The 20,591-nt window shown below is 53.8% G+C and carries 13 protein-coding genes; 2 read left to right on the top strand and 11 right to left on the bottom strand.

Annotated elements, in window-relative coordinates; genetic code table 11:
- Nucleotides 1–158: 158 nt before the first annotated feature.
- The 10 genes from DQG13_RS17960 to DQG13_RS17915 form a co-directional block, all read right to left on the bottom strand.
- Nucleotides 159–6,071, bottom strand: coding sequence for a CBM96 family carbohydrate-binding protein (locus DQG13_RS17960; protein WP_113021160.1), 5,913 nt, complete (start codon nucleotides 6,069–6,071; stop codon nucleotides 159–161).
- 122 nt (nucleotides 6,072–6,193) lie between these two features.
- Nucleotides 6,194–7,759 (bottom strand): extracellular solute-binding protein, encoded by a 1,566-nt coding sequence (locus tag DQG13_RS17955; protein ID WP_113021159.1) that lies wholly within the window; start codon nucleotides 7,757–7,759, stop codon nucleotides 6,194–6,196.
- A gap of 64 nt (nucleotides 7,760–7,823) precedes the next feature.
- Complete coding sequence (locus tag DQG13_RS17950) at nucleotides 7,824–8,705, bottom strand: carbohydrate ABC transporter permease (RefSeq protein WP_113021158.1); 882 nt, start codon at nucleotides 8,703–8,705, stop codon at nucleotides 7,824–7,826.
- 31 nt (nucleotides 8,706–8,736) lie between these two features.
- A complete protein-coding gene (locus tag DQG13_RS17945; RefSeq protein ID WP_397333992.1) occupies nucleotides 8,737–9,615 on the bottom strand; it encodes an ABC transporter permease in 879 nt (292 codons plus the stop codon).
- A 272-nt stretch (nucleotides 9,616–9,887) separates the two neighbouring features.
- Nucleotides 9,888–12,158: a helix-turn-helix domain-containing protein gene (locus DQG13_RS17940; protein ID WP_113021157.1), complete on the bottom strand. Its 2,271-nt coding sequence runs from the start codon at nucleotides 12,156–12,158 to the stop codon at nucleotides 9,888–9,890.
- Nucleotides 12,159–12,314: 156 nt separating this feature from the next.
- On the bottom strand, nucleotides 12,315–13,193 hold the full coding sequence (locus DQG13_RS17935) for a J domain-containing protein (protein WP_113021156.1): 879 nt from the start codon (nucleotides 13,191–13,193) through the stop codon (nucleotides 12,315–12,317).
- 16 nt (nucleotides 13,194–13,209) lie between these two features.
- Nucleotides 13,210–13,839 carry an ABC transporter ATP-binding protein gene (locus DQG13_RS17930; protein WP_220094406.1) on the bottom strand — a complete coding sequence of 210 codons (630 nt, stop codon included), beginning with the start codon at nucleotides 13,837–13,839 and terminating at the stop codon, nucleotides 13,210–13,212.
- A gap of 28 nt (nucleotides 13,840–13,867) precedes the next feature.
- Nucleotides 13,868–15,022, bottom strand: a complete 1,155-nt coding sequence (locus DQG13_RS17925) for an ABC transporter permease (protein WP_113021154.1) — start codon at nucleotides 15,020–15,022, stop codon at nucleotides 13,868–13,870.
- 213 nt (nucleotides 15,023–15,235) lie between these two features.
- A complete protein-coding gene (locus DQG13_RS17920) occupies nucleotides 15,236–15,898 on the bottom strand; it encodes a response regulator (RefSeq protein WP_220094405.1) in 663 nt (220 codons plus the stop codon).
- Nucleotides 15,895–17,145, bottom strand: coding sequence for a sensor histidine kinase (locus DQG13_RS17915; protein WP_146767169.1), 1,251 nt, complete (start codon nucleotides 17,143–17,145; stop codon nucleotides 15,895–15,897). Before DQG13_RS17915 ends, DQG13_RS17920 begins: the two co-directional genes overlap by 4 nt.
- Nucleotides 17,146–17,331: 186 nt before the next feature.
- On the opposite strand from DQG13_RS17915, the gene DQG13_RS17910 reads away from it, so the two are divergent.
- Entirely contained in the window at nucleotides 17,332–17,760 is a 429-nt protein-coding gene (locus DQG13_RS17910) for an EamA family transporter (protein ID WP_113021152.1), read from the top strand.
- Between the two features lie 339 nt (nucleotides 17,761–18,099).
- Here DQG13_RS17910 and DQG13_RS17905 read toward each other — a convergent pair whose 3' ends face one another.
- Nucleotides 18,100–19,113, bottom strand: coding sequence for a glycoside hydrolase family 130 protein (locus DQG13_RS17905; protein WP_113021151.1), 1,014 nt, complete (start codon nucleotides 19,111–19,113; stop codon nucleotides 18,100–18,102).
- A 231-nt stretch (nucleotides 19,114–19,344) separates the two neighbouring features.
- On the opposite strand from DQG13_RS17905, the gene DQG13_RS17900 reads away from it, so the two are divergent.
- Nucleotides 19,345–20,346, top strand: coding sequence for a LacI family DNA-binding transcriptional regulator (locus DQG13_RS17900; protein WP_113021150.1), 1,002 nt, complete (start codon nucleotides 19,345–19,347; stop codon nucleotides 20,344–20,346).
- Nucleotides 20,347–20,591: the final 245 nt, after the last annotated feature.

Genomic DNA, 20,591 nt, shown 5'->3' with positions numbered 1-20,591 from the left:
AAGATGGACTACTCATAGCTATAAGCTTTTGGGAACCCCCAGTCGAACTGGGGGTTTTCGTGTACAAAAAACCAAAATAACGGCGCTGCCGCCGCTATTTTGGGGAAGTGGCTATCTTGCGAAACATGACGGGCATGGCCGCTATTGGAAGCTTACCCTCAGTCGATAAAGTCCACGTACCGGAGAACCCGGCTTAACATGGCCATCGCCTGGGCCCGGGTAATATTCTCCTGAGGCGCGAAGGCTGAGGCTGTCATGCCGTTGATAAGCTCTGCGTGGGCCATCCGGGAAACCGCACTTGTGGCCCAACTGCTGATCGCTTCGTTGTCCGTAAAACCTGGCAGCGAATGGTCTCCCGCCTCCTCCAGCACGCCTCCGGTGATCTCTATCGCCCGCACCATGAGAACGGCGGCTTCCTCCCGGGTCACATATCCATCCGGCCTGAAGGTTCCGTCCTCATAGCCGTTGATTAACCCGGCCTTGGCCGCTGCGCCCGCAGCGCCCGCAAACCAATCGGTAGCCTTCATATCCGAAAAGCGATTCTCCCCAGGCAGAGCGTCCAGCGTCAGCGCCCTCACCAAAAGCGCTGTGATCTCCGCCCGGGTCATACGGCCCTCGGGGTTAAAGGACTGGTCGCTGATCCCCTTCACCAGCAGCTTGGACGCCAGCGCCTCCACCTCCTCCTTGGCCCAATGCTCCTTAACATCCTCGAAGCTCTTATGGGACGAGACGATCATGAACACACCGTTTTGCGTGGATTTGGTTATGATCTGCGTGCTTCCATCCACCCGCTGTGTCGTGGCCGGAACAAACTCAAAGCTATCCGTCTTGGGATTGTACCAAACCACGCTTGTTTTTCCGTCTGCTGTCCCCGTTTTCAGCGTCAGGCTTCTTGTTGCATAGGCCGCTCCAAGGTTGGGAAGCTCCGTTTCCTTAACGCCGGCAATGGCCTTCACTCCAAATTCTATCGGATTGCCGACAAGAGTCAGACCGGCGCGGGCGGCTTTGTCCTTCATGACTTTCTCTTTATCCCCGGCAAGCTGTTCAATGGACAGCTGCAGAGATGCATTCCCTGCATCCTCCCCAAGCAGCACTCCCATTGCCCCGGCGGTGAGAGCCTGCAACGGAATATTGCTGCTGATCTCCCCCGCCACAATGGAGAGCGCCGCAACCCCATCCAGGTTTTTGAGGGCTTCCAGCGGAAGCTGAACCTGGATGGCTGTCGCTTCCGTCTCAGGAACTTGGATAAAGACAACCTTGCTTCCAGCCTTGTCTTCCTTTACGGCTTTCAGAACCTTCCCCTGATCCAGTTGAATCAGGCTATCGGGGAGAGTCCGTCCGGGAGTCTGCTCCGGACCGGGATTTGCGGGAACAGGCTCTGACTCCCCGGGCTCATTGCCGGGTTCACTGCCAGGGTTCCCCGGCTCTCCAGGCTCTTCGCCAGGCTCCTCCGGCGTTTCCGGCTCCGGTGCAGTCCCCGGCCTAAGCTCAACGGTTCTGAATTTGCCGGGGTCCTTGGAGCCGGCAATTCCGGCGCCCCATTCAATGTACCCCTCCCGGGCGGCGCCGTCGTTGTCGTTCACCGCAAATGAAATGCTGATCACCGAATCCTTATCTGGTTGGATAGGAGTCAATTCCTCCCAGGGCAATGCCAATTGGTATAAGGTATACTTGCTTTCCTCATCCCGGGTCACGCGCAATTCCCCGTTGGCTACATCGCCCGTGGAGACTCCCGCCGGAGCCCGCCACCGGTAAATTTGAGGGCCTGCAGGCGTTTGCGCTATGCCATACTCGTACCACTGGCTGCTTTCACCCGGAACCCCGGCCGACAAGGCAAACTGGATGCTGTCATACCGCCAGATGTCCGAATCCTGCCCGCTGTAAAAATGAGTATCGTCCGCTATTTTAGCTAAAATATAGAGCTTATCCTCATCCCAATGAAGCCCTATTTTTCCGCTCAAATCATTCGGTCCCGTATAGCCGGCAGGAATTTGGACTGCACCAGTGAGCAAATCAATACCCAGGCCAGCTTCATCCACCCCGTCTTCAAAATCAACGGTTTGTTTCATTACCGGACTGAAATCCAGCTGTCCCGTATAGATGACCAAAGCGGCTCCGTTGACCTCTGATGTGATGCTCACCGGATAGGAGGTCCAGAAATTCACTGTGCCAACCGGAATGGCGAAGGTATACTTGGAATCCGGCGCGATAGGCTCCGCCAAGGGAATAACACCCGTGCCCGCGTCCACAGACCATTCCAGCCCGGACATGGCAAGGGAGCTTTGCTTCGCCCTGTTGACGACCTCCACCAGAATCTCCGCTTCCCCGGTCCCCGCATTCCGGATATGGGGACGTGTTTTGATCTCGTAGCTTTTTCCCACTGTTGTGCTGATCTGTACCCTGCCTGCAAGCTTCCCGTTGATCTTCACATGGGCAATGATGTTCAGGGCTCCCGTTTCCTCCATAACCGGCAGCAAAATCTCCTTGACCGCCTGCTGGCGGGCCTCAGCCGTATAGGCGCCTGCTACTCCGTTTACTTCCACAGCCACCTGAAGTGAAGCATCCGTGGTGTTCTGAACGCTTACCTGGACGCTTACCGGATCGCCCAGAATCGGAGCATCCGCGGACAGGGACAGAATCCCGCCCTTCACAATATCCTGAACGGCTCCCTGCACATAAATCGGCTCTTCGCTTAATGTCATATAGATTTCGCCGTTCACCGGAACATAGGTGGCCGTATTGCCCATATAGTCCGTGATATCCAGCGGCCCCGCCGCTTTGATGGTCACATTCTCCGGCGCCAGCGTCCACAGCACCCGCAGCTCCTCCTGGTTGCGCGTAAACTTGTAGCTGTACACCGCGCTCCCCCGGTCTTCTTTTTCCACAAAGGAGGCTCCGGTCAACTGTCTCGTCATAGCCGCATACGCGGCATAAGCGGGCTTGGGCACGTAAGCGCCCTTCCGGTCCTTCTCATTGCGGATAATGCCAAAATTATTCTCATTATAGGTTGCGTCCAGGCCGTCATTCATAAAGTCATACCAGAAGCCCTTCTCCACTCCCTTGGACATAGCGATGACATGACCCTTCACCAGATTATTGGACTGTCCCTTCTCGCTGATCCCGGTACCCTGGTTATGGGTCGGATAGCCGAACTCCGTGAGCCAGATGGGTGTGAGCTCCCCGTTATTATGCTGCTGGATCAGCTGGATCAGCTGATCCAGCTTCTCGTTATAATGCACTTCAGGCGATATGGGATAACCGTAATGATGCACAGATACGGCCTCCATATACGGAAGTGCTCCCAGACCGAACAGCTCATTCAGCCATGGCACGTCGATCCCTGCTGAAGTAGGGCCTATAACCGCGACCTCCGGATGACTTGCCTTCACCACTTCATAGGTCTTCTTCAGAAGCTCGTAATAATAAGAGGGCAGTGAGTCCGCAGGGCCATCGCCCCGATCCCCATAGGTGTGATTGAACTCATTATAAACCTCAACCCACTTGATCTGATCACCATACTTGTCAAGAATAGCTTTCCCGTAGTTTGCGAAGGCCTGGCGCCCCTCATCCGAATAAGGTGTGCTATTGTTGTCATATAGGGCATTGGTGAACGAGAAGATAATAAAGGGATTCATGTTGCGGTCCTTTAGCGCTTGCATATAAGCTTCTATGTCATCGGAAAATGTATAGACGCCTTTGCTTTTCTCTACTTTATCCCAATGCATTTCGTCCCTTATGTTCTTGGCGCCGGCGCGGTTAATGAGCTCCACCAGATGCGGTCCCCAGCCCTTGTAGGTGCTGGTCAAATGGGTGCAGATGCCGAAGAAGGAATCTTCGATTTGGGTGAAATCGTATTGCGACAGAAGCGCAAAGGAAGTTTCCAGCTTAACATCTGCCTTGCCTGGCGCTTCTGCATAAACCTCCAGATCATAATACCCTTTGTCCGTAACAGGAACTGTTAGGGTCGCCATCCCATCCGTCAGGGCTCCGCTGCCTTCCTGCACCTTTTGGCCCCAGACATTGTAGGCTGCCCAGCGGAAAGTGCTCCTCTCTGACAGTATCTTCACCTGAACCGGTTCATTCTCCAGAAAAATATTGCCCAGCTGGACCTGCGCCAGTGAGGTATTGGAGGTTTGGGCCGTAATCATGGGCCCGTCATTGGCCACATTGCCGTCGGCATCCAGGGCTTCAATCCTGAAGGTGTACTTGGTACCTATGGACAGATTTCTTACCGTGAACGTCAAATCGTTAACCTCGCCCACCACTGCTCCATCCTGCACAATCCGGTACGTAATCTCACCCGTATCGACAGCCGGAGTCCAGGCCAAAGTGATCTCGGTTTCGCCTGCATCCGTCATCTCAACGCTGCTTCCCATACTCCACACAGGGGCGGCCGGATTCACCCGATCCTTGGAGATCAGCAAATACGGATAATTGACCGCATGTTCTCTGCTTTTATAGGTGGTTGCCCTGCCGGGCGGCGTCACCAACTGCGCAATCCCAAAGCTGGCTGTCTGGTCCTTGGCAATCTGCTGCCGGACAAAGGAGGTCACATCCACAGACTTCCATTCCATGGTCTTGTTCATGTGGAGGGTTCCCAGATAACTGTCCATTCCGGGCTTGTTGTTCCAGAACAGCGATTCCTCCGTCCAGTTGTCATCCTCCACTCCGAACAGGGTGTTGTTAATCTCTGTTCCGTTGGCATCGGTATGGGCTCCATACAAGTAGAGAGTGGCGGAACCGATCTCGCCGTCCAGACCGCTTAAATCAAATTGAAGGAATGTCTCCCGGGTCATATCCGGTGTATCCGTCTTGACAATCAGATCAACAGCTGTTCCATATCTTTCACTGCCATACGTTCCTCCCCGGGCAAAGGTATCCGCCGAAGAAGCCAGCTTTCCCTCGGAAAAGCGGGTGCGGAATTGTGCTTCCGGTCCGTCCGCGGTGATATTTCCCGCCGGGTCCAGCGCCTCTACCTTGACGGTATAGGACGTATTGGGATTTAGACTGGTCAAAGCGCTCTGATACACGCTTCCATGCACAGTATCGATGCCACTGCTGTAAACCGCATTGACCACACTGCCGTTCAGATATACCTTATAACCCGCCACTCCATTCTCATCGGCGGCCAGTGTCCAGGTGACAGCGGCGGAATCCCTCGTGATTTCCGAGGCCCACATGCTGCTTTCTTGCGGCCAGGTTGGCGCCTGGGTGTCGTTCTCCCCGGCAGGAGGAGTAAAACCGATGGCGATTAAATCGGAGGCACTGTAGGCGGCATTCCCGCTGCGAAGCTCATCCCAGGTGTATGTACTCCGTATCGCCGCCTTGACATTCTCCCCCAGGGAGGCAATGTCCAGCCTCACATCCGTCATAAAGCTTTTGTTGAGATAAAAAGCCGGACGGACAAGGGGGCCGCTGCTGCCGCCTTTGGGATCAGAGACCTGGGTTTGCCCTTGATTGGCTGCATCCGTAGCCGTTACCAACACTCTATTGGCGGCGCCGTTGATGCCCCGTCCCGTACGCAGCCACCAGGGGTAGGAGATGCTGTCCTTCACCCCGAATTTTCCGGTGTATTGCAGCCACTCTGTCTGCGACAAAACGACAATTCCTGCCGTAACGCTATAATCCTCCGGACAGTTGCCTGCAGCATGTCCTCCTTCGGTGGGCCATACATGCTGATGATTAATGTGGGCCAGGATACCCGGAGGCAGCTGCTTCCCCGCTCCATTTCCGTTGGCGATAAAGTCATGGTTCAGCCAATAGGCGATATTATTGGCATCCGTCACATCGAATTTTTGGGTGGAATCCGGATCATAGGCGCGGAGCCCGTAATCCTCCTTGGCCAGCACCAAAAACCTCGAATCGTCATCGGAGGCGGCATCCAGCAGAATAAATTCCTTGTCCGAGCCTTGCACCTTGAACACATTCTCAGGAGGCGTGTTCAACTGCCAGCCTTCCGGCGGAGTATTCACTCTGTCAACCGCCCCCAGAGCCGCACCGTTAAAGCCGAGCATCGGGAATATGATGAGGAAAAGCAGCATAAGCCCCTTTGTAAGCCTGCTTCTTTGCAAGGTTATACCCTCCTTTTAACCTTTTATAATAGTAAGCGCTGTCATTTTTAGCTCAAGGGCAGCGCCCAAGACCTTGCCAACGTCTTGGGCACTCGCCGCTTGCATCGCCAAAGCCGTGAAGCTTACTTCTTCAGCTTGGCATATTCCGCATTGTACTCTTCCATCACTTTCTCCCCGCCGGCCTTCATCCACTTGTCCACTTCCTTTTTCCAGCCGGCATCATCAATTTCACCAAGAATATATTTCAATCTGGCGTCATTTCTGATCTTATCCAGCTCGCCGCTCTTCTCGGTCCAGGTGGGGGACTGAATGGATAACACCGGATTGGACACGGCAATGGAAATGTTGTCGGCAAACATCTGCTTAACCTTGCCTGCCAAAGGAGCTTCCTTCGCCTTCAGAGTGGGTATCTCATCGCTTACGGCGGACAGCTGCACAATGGGCAGTCTGTCTGTGGTCCGCAGGGTAAGCTCCTGCTCTGTGGCGGCTACCATCCCGTCCTCCAGATGATAATGTGTTCCTTCAATACCCCATGCCAGCAAATTGGCCGCATCCTTCTCGAACATCTTGTCGAAGAAGCCCAGAATCTGTCTCATCTGGCTCTCGGTTTTGACAGAGCTCTTGGGGAACATGAAGATGCCGTTATAGCCGGGAGAGGCCTGAATCCGCTCGCCCTTGGGACCCTGAATCCGGGAAATAACATCAATTTCCCCGTTGGGATTGGTTTTCTTGACGGCAACGTCAATGCTTGGCGCGTCATCAAGAGCGGTGGAAATCATAACTCCCGCCTTTCCACTCTCCAGCATCGTTCTGGACTGGCTTCCCTCCGTTACCGCAAAGTCCGGATTCACCAGCTTCTCGTCGTACAGCTTCTTGAAGAATTTCAAGGCATTCAGCTGTTCCTCCGTGGTCAAGCTGGCAATCAGCTTGCCGTCCCGCTCCTCATAATCATTGCCCGCTCCGAAGAAACCCGCCAGCATGTGGAAGTCATTGAAGCCCTTGCGGGATACAAGACCATAAGTGTCGTTCTTGCCGTTCTTGTCCGGATCGTTCACGGTAAAGGCCTTCAAGACCTCATACAGCTCATCCAGGGTTTTGGGTTCCTTCAGCCCCAGGTTGTCCAGCCAGTCCTTCCGGTAGATGATCCCGCCGCGGGCCAGCACCCGGGGACGGTACAGGGCATAATTTTTGCCGTCATGGGAGGCGTTGCGCAGCACATCCTTGTTGAGCTTGGTGCTCAGATTGGGGAAATCCTTCAGCATCGGACCAATTTCCCAGAAGGCCCCGGAGCGGACACCGCTTACAACAGCGGGGGCATATTGGCCGCCATCCAGATGGGAAATGACCGTCACCTGCGGCAGATCGCCGGAGGCCAGACTGACAGACAGCTTATCCTTGTACGCCGCATCCGGCACCCAGGTGATGTTCAGCTTGGTGTTGGTCATTTCCTCCAGCTTCTGGATAATGGGATTGTTCTTGGGCGCTTCCGTGGAATAATACGGCATCATCATGGAGATGGTGAGCGGCCCTTTGGCAGGCTCCGAAGCTGCTGCAGTTGCAGAAGCGGCAGCGGAGGGACTGCCCGGCGGCTCGCTTCCCGCTCCTTCGTCCTTCCCGCATCCGGCCAGCATACTTGCAGACATTGCCGCCACACCGATGACAGGCAGAATCTTCTTCCATGTTTTCATACTGACAACCTCTCCCCTTGTTTAAAATAGTGATCTATGTGAAAAGCCGGCAGCCTGGCGGCGGTCAGCCTTTTACCGAACCCAGCAGCACACCCTTGGCGAAGTGCTTCTGCAGAAACGGGTAAACCAGCAGAATCGGCAGGTTGGCGAAGACGATCACCGCCGATTTCAGGGTCTGCTCCGGTGGCAATATGAAGTCCGCTCCCATGTCCGCCGCATCGCCTACGCCTCCTTGGGACAGAATGACAATTTGCCGCATCAGCACCTGCACCGGCCATCGGTCCGGATTGTTCAGATACAGAATCGGAGTCAAAAACGCGTTCCAGTGGCCCACCGCATAAAACAGCGAGAAGGTCGCAATAGCGGGCATGGACAGCGGAATGACGATGCGGGCCAGAATATACAGATCGTTGGCCCCGTCCATCTTGGCCGATTCCTCCAACCCGTCAGGCAGCTGCTGGAAGAAGTTCTTGATGACGATAAGATTAAAGGCGTTGATGGCTCCCGGGATGATCACTGCCCAGTATGTGTTCAGCATGCCCAATTGTTTGACCAAAATAAAAGAGGGGATCATGCCGCCGTTAAACATCATGGTGAACAGCACCAGGAGCATAATGCGATCCCGGCCGATCAGAGTCTTATGAGCCAGGGGATAGGCCATGAGGGTGGTCATGGCAATATTCACGAGGGTTCCCGCCACGGTAATGAGAATTGTCACCCCCATGCTGCGGATGATGGTATTGGTGCTGAGAATGTACGCATAGGAATCCCAGGAAATCACCGTGGGAAACAGAATGAACGATTTCTCCCGAAGCTCCTCCGCCGTGGTCAGGGAAGCGGCGATCAGATGGATAAAGGGGGTAATGGTCACCAGGGCAAATACAGCGATGGCGAGGTAGATGAGCGCGGTAAACATTTTGCCGACCACGTTATGCTCGCGGATCATGGCCATGCTCCTTTCTGCAATGCGGGAAGGACTAATACACGCCTTCTTCGCCGAATTTTTTGGCAAGGGTATTGGAGACGACGATCAGCACAAGCCCCACCAGTGAGTTGAACAGACCGACGGCTGTGGTGTAACTGAACAGGCCGCGCTGAATGCCGTTGGTGTAGATATAAGTGTCGAAGATTTCACCCACATTCCGGTTCATGCCGTTCAGCATTAGATAGATCTGCTCGAAGCCAATGTGGAGAAAATTCCCCAGCCGCAAAATCAGCATAATAATAATGGTGCTGCGGATGGCTGGAAGCGTAATGTGAATGAGCTGCCGGAACCGGCTGGCCCCGTCCATCCGCGCCGCCTCGTACAGGGAAGGGTCCACCCCGGCCAGAGCCGCCAGGAAAATGATTGTGCCCCAGCCTGTTTCCTTCCAGATCACCTGAGTGGTGATCATGGTGCGGAACCATTTTTCACTAAGGAGGAAGTTGATCTTCTCCCCGCCGAAAAACTCAATCACCTGATTGACGATGCCGCCTTCCGTGGTCAGCATGATGTAGGTAATGCCCGAGATGACCACCCAGGAGAAAAAGTGGGGCACATAGATGAAAGTCTGGGCCAGGCGTTTGAACACCTCGTTCTTGATCTCGTTGAGCAGCAGGGCCACAATGATGGGCAGCGGAAAATAAAAAACCAGGTTATAGAAGGCGATAATAAACGTATTGCGGAACAGAAGCCAGAAGGAAGGATCGGTGAAAAACCGTTCAAAATGCTTCAGGCCCACCCAGGGGCTGCCCCAAAAGCCGCTGAAGGGCTGGTAATCCTTAAAGGCCAGCATGATTCCCCACATGGGGATATACTTGAATACCAGAAAATACAATAGTCCCGGTATCAGCATCAGGTAGAGCCAATAGTCCATCCTGACCTGGCGGATGCGATGCCTCCACAGCTCCCGCCTGCCTGTGAGGGGCGCGGGTTTTTCTATGGAAGACGCCATTAAATCCGGTTGCTTCATCTCGTATGCCTCCATTTCGTTTCGCCGTCTCATGAGCAGCTTCAGCATACGGGACAGCCGGCGGTTCCGGCAATAATCCGCTTCGGCTCAAGCTCCGGCTGCGCCGAATAATCCGCCACGGCTCTGTTATGATCAAAAGCGGCTTTGGCCGCCACCGCCAAAAAACGCGGCCGCCGTTATCGGCGGTCCGCGTCATATTGGGCATTGCGGTATTGTCCCGGCGTCATCCCCTCCATTTTGCGGAAGTAGCGGATGAAATTCTGCGGGTTGGTGTATTGCAGCCTCTCGGCAATCTCGGATATTTTCATGGGTGTTTCCGCCAGCCAGGTCTTGGCTACGCCCAGCCTGTGCAGGGCCAGATATTCACCGAAGGGCATGCCGGTTTCGCGGCGGAAAACATGCCGGACATAATCGGGATGGTAATGGATGCGGGCTGCGCACTCCTCCAGGGTCAGGTCCGTATCATATTCCTCCTGAATCATGCGAAGCAGCTCATTGGAGATGCTGCGGTGCTGGGAGTCCTTCATTTCCTCCAGCAGCCCGATGGCGGGGATAATCAGCCGTTCATGAAACCATTGAATCATTTCATCCGGCGTCCGCAGCTCGAATACCTGGTCGAACAGAGATTTCTCCTCTCCGAACAGGGCCTGCGGCAGCTCGCCGAATTCCCGCAGCAGCTTCAACAGATCGGCCAGGAGCACGATCATCATCATCCGGTACTCCCGGTGGGACAGAGGGTTGCTGAAGATTTCCCCGGCGAATTGCCGGAGCAGCCCGCAGGCCCGCTCCCGGTCATACAGCTTGATGGCGTCCATCAGCTCATTCTTCAGCTTTTCCGGATATTCCGGAACCATATGCCGGTTGGGCGACACATCCTCCATGTACAGAACCGATTCATACCCCAGCTTAATCCGGTAATCCAGAGCGTTCAGCGCCTCTTTGTAAGCTCTGCCGGCGCCGGACAGGCTGCGGAACATGCGGCTGATGCCAATGCTGGTCTGCAGGTTCAGGTATGTTTTGATCATCTGCTGAATACTCCCGGTGAGAGTGTCCAGCAGTTGCCCATGCTCTTCCCGGGAGGAGAATGGGCTGCCCACAAGAAGCGCAATGGATTGGTCCGTTACAATGGGCGCAAGCAGCCGATATTCGGGTGCGACCAACTCGGATACAATATTATTGGCGGCAAACAGCAGCAGATTCCGGTCGTTTTCCCCGTAACGGGTCCCCTCCCACGTGTCGATTGCAACCACAACCACATTCATGCCGCTCCACTTCGCCGCATGGGCCTCCAGCTTGTTTTGCGTCTCCTTGGGCCGGTCTTCCCCCAGAAAAAGCTTCAGCATCAGGAAATCGTCCAACTGCCTGCGCTGATTCTCCAATTCGCTGGTCATCCGCTTCTCGCTTAGCAGCACATGCCGGACCTTCTCGCCGATCTCCTCGAATTCGTCCTTGCCTCTGGCTGATTTGCTCCGGGCGTGGGGCGATATCACCTGATCGTACAAGCGTTTCACCGGCGTATAGATGCTCCTGGTGCCCAGAAGGGAGATGGCGACTCCGGCCGCCGCCACCACCAGACAAACCGCCACAGTGAACCACTTGATAGCTTCCGCCTCCTGGGTCATTTCCCGGACAGAGATGAAGGAAGCATAGGTCCAGCCATTGTAATCCGATTTGGTAAAAATAATATTGTAGCTCTCCCCCGCCACCTGAACCGGAATGAAGCCCTGCTTCAGGCCGGTGTCCTCGATTTGTCCGGCGAACCGGGACAGACCGGACAGCTCCTCCGCCGTCAAAGGCAGGCGGTCATAAACGGCATGAAAATCCCGGTCATAAATAAACGGCATCCCCATCTCCTGCCTGGGAGCCAGATAGCGGCTGATGTCCTCATACGGGATTTTTAGAATGACCGCCGCGGCGGGGTCCAGGGAAACCACAGGGAGCAGCTTGATGTAATCGATCGTATTCTCGCCGATGCTCCAGTGGGCGCCCCGCTTGACATCGATCACATTCCGCCAATCCTGCTCCGCTTGATCATACTTGGCAAAGCCGTGATTAGTGGATAAGCTCCAGGAATACCGCAATTGCAGAAATTGCACATCCCCCGGCCCAAGATCATAGATTTTGATCCGGCCCAGTCCCTCCCGCAATTCATTGATCAGTTGAATATTTTCGCTCCGGTTCAATTCCGACACATCATTGGTTAGCACCTTGGAGAGGATGGTGGTGGAAGCGAATTGGGTCAGGGCATTGTCCGCCGTCACCAGGGATTGCTCCACCTGCTGCCGGGTAAGCATCAGCAGCTGCAAGGAGCTGCCGTTCACCTTCTCCTGAATGGTGTCGGAGGACCGGTAATAGGAGAAGCCGCCCACCACTGCAACAGGCAGCGTAATCAGGCATACGGCAAACAGGATCAGCTTGTGGTAGTATCGTGACCGCAACAGTCTCATCTCAAGTCCTCCCGGATTTTCGCCTACTGAGGCGTCCGCCACCAGCTTAGTCGAAAGCGGAGGTTCCGTCAATAATCATGGGCGGCTGTGCCACTTCCCGGGTAGCTTTTTATAATGTTTTTTGGCCAATTAAGAAGACCGGGACGAATATCCCGATCAATCCAATCCCGCCTCCAGCAGTTTATCCAGCAATTGCTCCGCGTGCTCCGGACGGCGAGCATCTGTCCGGATTCCGGCAATAACGTCCCCGACCAATCCTATTCCTTGCAGCAGAGGACTGTCCGTTACGTTAACGCCGAAGGTATGGGAGGTCGGATCTTTGCTTCCTTCGATGTGTCGGATCACCGCTTTTTCCAGCAGCTTGTCAGGAGATGCTGTTTTCCCCTCCAATCCCATGAATAACTCCATGTTCACATAACGGTTGAATTGGGTTTCATCCATCAGATACAAATCCGGGGGTGTCTCGAAAGCTGTTGTCAAAAATTGCTTTTGCTGTACGGCTACATCGTACTCATCCCGGACCTGTGTTTTGGTGTGCATGGACTTGATCCTGATATTTGCCCATTGGGGGAATAAAGCGCCGAGAGACTGCCTGAGCTTTTCTGTCTTGATATTGCCGAATTCACCCATGATTGAAATAATGACATCCGGGTTTCCATAACCCGGCGGTTTAGGCTCCTTAGTGATTTGATCAAATAGGATGTACCCCATCAGTCCGAGAAGCAGCATTACGCCTGCTATATGATACCGGTAATATTCCCATATATAACTTACTTTCTCGCTCAACAGCAATTCCCGGAACATGATGCGATTGGGCTTCGTATCGGCATATCCCATCAGCTGTTTATAAGCTTGATTGATCCGGTGGAATTCCATATTCTGGTGTGCCCAATCCCGTTCCTGATCTCCATCTTGTGTCCATATCCGTTTGGAATTGGCCTTAGCCTTCTTGACCAGAATCAAATACCGCGACTCAATCTGATCCTTCGACGCATCAGAGGGCAAGCCCATGACCTCATATGGATTCTGATTCATCGACTCCGGTCTCCTTTCAGGTCTTCCTGACCTGGCCATCCCATAAATATACGATTCGATCCGCCTGATCCAGAATTGAACGATCATGGGACACAATGAGTACCCCTGACTCCTTGCTTCTCTTTTTTAAAATTTTCATGACTTCATTCGCAGTATCATGGTCCAAGGATGCAGTTGGCTCGTCAGCCATTATATAACGGGGATTGTTGACAAGAGCACGGGCGATTGCTACCCGCTGGCGTTGCCCGCCGGATAAATTCGGAGGCCTTCGATCCCGCAGCGCTCCCATGCCGAGTTCCTCAAGAAGCTCCAGCGCCTGTTCGACTGAGTCATGATCCGAGCGGTTCAGAGGAACAAGAACATTTTCCAGAACCGTCATGTAGTCAATGAGAAAATGTCTCTGGAAAGCAAACCCGGAGCTCTCCAGTCTGCGTTTGGCCAGATCCTTCCTGGGAAATGATTCCAAATCCTGGTTTTCCAGAAACACCGTTCCCGATGTCGGCTTGACCAGGCCAGCCAAAACATACAGGAGGGAGCTCTTCCCACTGCCGGAGGGACCCATAACACCGACCATTTCCCCCGGCTTCAAGGTGAAATCGACGTCCCTCAGAGCATAGGTATGCTCTTCCAGCTTCAAGTCGTACATCAGAGTCAGACCCCGTCCTTCCAGCATTCTAGATCACCCTTTCAATAATGGCTATCGGATCCAATCGCTTCAGCATCCGCCAGATGGGAACCATTCCGGTCACAGCCACGAATAAAGGAATGCAAGCAGCAGACAGCCCGTATTCCACCTGCCATAGGATCAGCGGTTCACCTCTTGGTACGAACAAAACGATGTTCAGAAGAATCCCGCTTAATACCCCGCCGGCCAAGCCCGCCCCGTACCCAATCAGCGCAAGCCCCCCAATTTCAATGAAGGCACGAACCGTAATCTGATGCCGCGAGTAACCGATGGCAGCCAGCAGACCAAATTCGCTTCGCCGTTGGAAAAAGTAGATGTAGCAAAGAAAACCCGCGCTGATCGTCACGATTAGGATGACAATGAAACTGATGGCCGTTAGCAGCAGGGTGATTCCTTCCATTCCTTCCTCGTACTTGAGCTTGGTGGTGTTATAGGTTGTGATGTCATAATTTCCCGGCGGCAACGATGCGAGACAGCGATTCATCTCCGCCAGACGTTCCGGCTGCGGCAGCATAAACGCATAATTGCGGTATTCACTTGAGGGATTAATGCCGTACTGCTTGATTAATGTTTCGAAGGAGGCGTAGGATACCACCGCTTTTCCTTCCAGTAGACCCGATATCACATATCGTCCGGACAGCCGCTCCCGTTTATCAACGAGACTTCCCATCTCCGACCCGAGCTTCAGCTTCTTGTTATGGGCAATGGCCTGATGGACAACAATTTCGTTGGACCCCGGAGCCGGAAGCCTGCCCTCCGCAAGCTTGGTCCCCATCCGCTCCATCATGAGGCTCATATCTGTTTCCTTCAGAAAGTACACCTTCGTATCCGATGCATCTCCCAGCAGTCCTCGAAAATTTGAATATCCATAGGCTCCCGGTAGTACCTGCTGCGTGCCCGGACAAGCATTCAGCTTCTCAATTAACGCCGGTGTCAGGGGACTTTCTCTGGCAAGAACACTGGAATAAAACTTTTTGGGCTCCACGTTGGATACATACGAAAACCGGAAAGCGGACTGAATCAGCATTTGCAGAGTAAATAAAAGAAACACACTTAAGATGATGATGCTCAGCATGGACCAAACTCTTCTGGGATTGTTCCGGTAGTAAGTCCAGTTGGACAAAGGCTTAACCGTTTTCTTCATCCTTCAAGCCTCCTGAAAGTTTTGAGTTGGACACCGTACAGCGCCGATCGCGAAAAGCTGGCATCGGAAGCATAAGCTCATGAACTAAGCATATTCCAATCCAGGCAACTCTTAAAGATCACAACTGTCATCCGGCCGTCATCTTCTCTTATGACACTTGTCATTCCCTCCTTACACGGGCAGGCTTCCAGCAAAACATAAAGAAAGAACCGGTCAAAGACCCAGTTCTTTCAGTCGGAGGATTGCTTTTGAGCGGTCATACACGCCAAGTTTGGCATATATGGCACTGATGTAATTTCGGGATGTTCCCTCACTTAAGAATAACGCCGAAGCAATTTGTTTGGTCGTAAAGCCTTGGGCCAGCATCGCGGCGATTTCCCGTTCCCTGGCCGACAGCGCCTGAAGCTCAGGAGGCGCCGGAGGACGCTGCTGTTTTATGGCTTCCGAAGCTTTCGCCAAACTTTTGGACAACCTCCCGGCGATTGCAGGGGGGAGTGCCATCTTGCCGGAAGCGGCGTCCCGAACCGCTTCCACCAGCTCCTCCATCTCCATATCCTTGAGAAGATAACCGCTGGCTCCGTTAGCCAGAGCATCCAGCAGATAGATGTCGTCATCAAATGTGGTTAGAATCAACACCTTACAGTCCGGCATGAGCTCCTTAATCCGCCTGGTACACTCCACCCCGTCCATCCGGGGCATCCGGATATCGAGAACGGCAACATCCGGATGCAAGCATTGCGCCAGCTCGACCGCCTCCTCGCCATTCTGTGCAGTTCCGGCTACGGTTATATCCGGCTCCAACTCCAGGACCATGCGCAAACCATCCCGGATGAGCGACTGATCATCGGCCAGCAGTACGCGGATTGCCTTATTCAAAGCGAAGCCTCCATTCCTATCGGTAGAATGATGCGAAGCAAGAACCCTTCATTCTTGGACGATTCCATAACCATCCTTCCGCCCAGAAGCCTCACCCGTTCTTCCATGGAGGATAGCCCGAAGCCGGGGAGCAAGGTTGTCATATCTGTACCCGTTCCATTATCCTGCACAAGCAGATCCACTTCTTCTTTCCGGGCGAAGAGATGTACCAGAAACGCTGTGCTGCCGCCGTGCCGGATGCCGTTGGTCAACCCCTCCTGAACCGCCCGGTAGAGCACCTGCTCTTTTATGGCCCCGAGGTAAGGCAACGGACCAATGTCCATTCGCACAGTTACCCCTGCCTGGCGCTCCGTTTCCTGGCCTAACAGTTCCAAAGAAGGAATGAAGCCCATCCGTTCGGTATTGCTCCGCAGCATCCTTACGGAAACCCGAACATCATTCAGACCATTCCGTATTTGCCGTTTGGCCAGGCGAATCTTCTCCACTGCCTCCGCAGAGTCTATTGGGATTAACCGCTCTCCCGCCTCCAAGCCCATGAGCACTGTCGTTAACGTGTGACCGACGGTATCATGAATTTCCCGGGCCATGCGATTGCGTTCCTCCAGTACAGTCAGTTCCTGTATTTGCTCCGAAGCTTCCTTCAATCGGTTGTTCGCGTCCTCCAATTGTTTGGATGTGACCTTAAGATCGAACAATGCCCGCATCAATGATTCCCTTTGGCTGAATTGAATGCGCAGAATGTATAGAAAGGCCAATCTCAATGAGAATGCTAAAGCGCCAAAGGCCAGGTCGGCCAATATCGTGTTGGCCGGTGCGGACTCTCTGAACCAATAAAGATCAGCAGCATACAGCAGAAATGAAACGATACCCACTGCCTTGCTGTAACGCGGCGGGCATGCGATTGCCGTTTCGCCTATCAAGATAAAGTAAAATAATTGTGCCGCGCCGCTCCGGTCCAGAACATTCAGCAGTCCAATGACCGGCAAATCCAGCAAGATCAAAGCATAGCCAATCGGACGGTAATGCTCCGACTCGTATAAAACAGCTTTCCGTACGGTTATCGTAATAAGCAAGACTGCTGAGCATACGGAAACCCCCCACGGGTCGGAGATATTGCCGAGGACTACCGCAACGAGGGCAGCGACCAATACAACATAAAGAATTGATACTGACACACTCTCCGTGTGATCATCCATTGTTATCTCCTCTTGGAAAATGGCGGTAAACAATAGAACTTGCCAGTTCAAGCCGTATAATCATTTCAGTTATTGAATGATCTTATAATAACATATCAATTATGACCAGCGAAGATCATCGCAGGAGTTCGCCAATCATCATCAGCGGCTATGCGGTTTCCATTGATTCACATCGGATTCTTGGGTAGTATATGACATAAAATGAGAAAACTAACTTGGGTGCTGGAGGGATCGGAAATGGCTTCGTGGTTGATTTATGCACTTCTGTCCGCCGTCATGGCGGCGTTGGTGGCGATATTCGGCAAGCTTGGCCTGGCCGGAGTGGATGCCAATACGGCAACGGCCATGCGTTCGGTAATCATGGCTCTTTTTTTGGTAGGCGTTTTGGTCTATGAGGGGAAGCTGGGGCAGATCGCAACTGTTGCCGCCAACAAAAAAGCCATGAGCTTCATTTTGTTAAGCGGTGTGGCCGGGGCGTTGTCATGGCTGTTTTATTTTGTGGCGCTGAAGTACGGCAATGTCTCCCAGGTAGGCCCGGTGGACAAGCTGAGTGTGGTGATTGCAGTCATTCTTTCTGTTATTTTTCTGGGGGAAAAACTATCTCTCTTGAACGCCGCCGGTGTAGTAATGATTGCCGCTGGGGCGCTTCTGGTCGCCATCAAATAGTATACTCATTTCCGCGCAGTCCCTACGGAACTCAGCGACCCTTACAGTGGCAAAACCGGCAATGTGGGGGTTTAGCGGAACTCAGCGACTCTTGCGGAGGCGAAAACGACGAAAATGGGGCGATGTGAGACCGCGGCGGGCTATAAGGGCTCCTCAGTTCCGCTAAAGTACAAATTTACTCTAAAAACCGATTTAAGAGTCGCTGAGTTCCCCAAGGGCTTTCCGAGGGAAAGCCAGCAGCATAAGCATCCGCTTAGCCCATCTGCTACGGAGCTCAGCGACTCTTGTGCCGTCAAGCCCGCAGGGGTTTAACGGCTTTTTTCTCATGTGACAGCCTTTTTACCGATATTCTTTCTCGTCCCCTGGAGCGAGAGCGGAATTAGCCTTGATGTAAGCCACCAATTCGTCCAGTTGGGCATACGCAACAGCCACATAGGAATCCGCCGCGCCATAATAGATGGCGATCCGCCCGGTTGCCGCATCCTGCAGGGTTGCACACGGGAAGACGACATTCGGCACGAAGCCAACTGCTTCATATTGGGTTTCCGGCGTCAGCAAATAATCGCGGGTCCGGTACAGCACCTTGGACGGACACTCCAGATCGAGAAGCGCGGCTCCCATGCTGTAGACCAGGCCGTTGCATGTCCCGACAACCCCGTGATAGAAGATAAGCCAGCCTTCATCCGTCTCAATCGGCACCGGCCCGCCGCCAATCTTCACATCCTGCCACCAACCGGCGGCCGCTTTGGTCATCACCTTCCGGTGTTTGCCCCAATAGACAAGATCCGGGCTTTGGCTTAGGAAAATATCTCCGAAGGGCGTATGACCGCTGTCGCTGGGGCGGCTTAACAGAATATAGTTGCCCCCGACCTTTCTCGGGAAAAGCACACCGTTCCGGTTAAAGGGGATATACGGATTCTCCAGGCGGATGAATTCCTTGAAATCCTTGGTTTTTCCCAATCCCAAAGCCGCTCCGCCAAAATCCGTACACCACACAATGTAATAGGTATCCTCGATTTTGACCAGGCGGGGGTCATAGGCGTAATTCGGCTGGTAATCAGCGCCCGTCTCATCCTTCCAGACGATGGGCTCCTCCTCAATGTCCCAGCTTAAGCCGTCCTTGGAGCGTCCCAGATGGATACAGGGCATTCCCATCTTGTGATCCGCGCGGAAAATACCCACATATCCATCCTCATAAGGAATCACCGCACTGTTGAAAATCCGGGATGCCGCTTTGATCGGGTTCCAGCCGATAATGGGGTTGCGGGTATCTCTCCAGACGACTCCGTTATAGTCCGCCGGCTTATCCTGCCAGGGCATGTTGGGCAAGGCGTTTCCGATAATCGCTGCCATTTTGCCAGGTCTCCTTTACCTTATGAGATTTAATACTTTGTTAGGTTTGTTAGCCAAACCCTGCCTTTTTTCGCCCCCACTCTACCCCCTGCGTCCATCAAAGTCAATGGTTTTTTCTGCCGCGAAAAATTGTCCCGAAGATTGCACATTCCCTTGCGCCGTGCAGCCTGCCGAACTATAATTTCGTTAGGTCCGTTAGGATAATCAGATTTTTCCGGGAGGAGAATCCCCTTGGCCAAAAAAATATCGATGCAGACAATCGCCGACAGGCTTTCCATCTCCAAATATTCAGTGTCACAAGCGTTGGCAGGCAAATCGGGCATCAGTGAGGACACCCGGCGGCGGGTGCTTGAGATGGCGGAACTGCTCGGCTACAAGGTTGGGATGTCTCATGAGGCCAACACCGGGGCCACTGTTCTTCTGTGGATCAGCAAGGAATTTCAGGAGGACCGGGATTATTGGTCAAGAGTCATCGAGGGGGTACATGCTGCCTGCAGAGCGGTGGGCTGGAGCTGCCGGCTGCTGGGAGAATCGGCAGGACATCCGGAGAACCCGGAGCTGCCGGAGGATGCCGCCGGAATCATTGTGCTGGGCATCACTCCGCGCAGCAGGCTTCTGGCCCTGCGGGCCATCGGCCTGCCCATGGTGCTTGTGGATCATGAGGACCCGCTGCTGCCTGCCGATGTTGTCCTGAACGCCAACATGGAGGCGTCACGGCTGGCCTGCGGACATCTGATTTCCAAAGGAAGCCGCCTGCTCGCTTTTGTCGGCCGGGACAAAAACGCTGTCAGCTTCAGAGAAAGATGGTGGGGCTGCAAGCTGATGGCCGATGAATGGCGGAAGGCCCATCCCCAAGCCTCGCTGACACTGGGCAAATGGACGGTTCCGGCCGTCCCCACCGCTTGGGAGGCCTATTTTGAGCGGCGGATTAACGAGCTTTTGCCCGACCGGCTGCCGGATGGTTTCGTATGCGCCAATGACCGGATCGCAATGGCCCTCCTTGATTCGCTCCAGGCAAGAGGAATTCAGGCGCCGGCCGGCTGCCGGGTGATCGGCATCGACGATATTGCCGCCTCCGCCTCCTGCCAGCCTCCGCTGACCACGGTCTGCCTGGCCAAGGAAGAGCTGGGAGCGCGGGCCGTGGAAGCGCTGCGAAGGCGAATCGCCAACAGCCACGCGGCTCCCGAGAAGATCATTCTGTCCGCCCGGCTGGTGATCCGCCAAACGGTATGAGGAATACGCCAAAAGAAGGAAGGAGCATTCCCCAGTTTTTCGCTGGGGACATGCTTCTTCCTTTTGTTTCTCATACGGATCAATGAGGCAGCCACCCCACGCATAAGAATCGGAGCGCAGCACAAAAAATGAAAGCGCATCCCCACAACAAATGAAGGTGTCCACAAAAGAAGCGGATATTTCTTCCGCCATGCGGATGATAAGGTTAGGGGGTGCAATGCCATTTATAACCACAAGGAGGAAAA

It is taken from the genome of Paenibacillus sp. YN15, assembly GCF_003285005.1.
Classification (GTDB): Bacteria; Bacillota; Bacilli; order Paenibacillales; family NBRC-103111; genus Paenibacillus_AR.
Note: the sequence above shows the minus strand (reverse complement) of the source record. Positions and strands in the feature narration are given on the sequence as shown.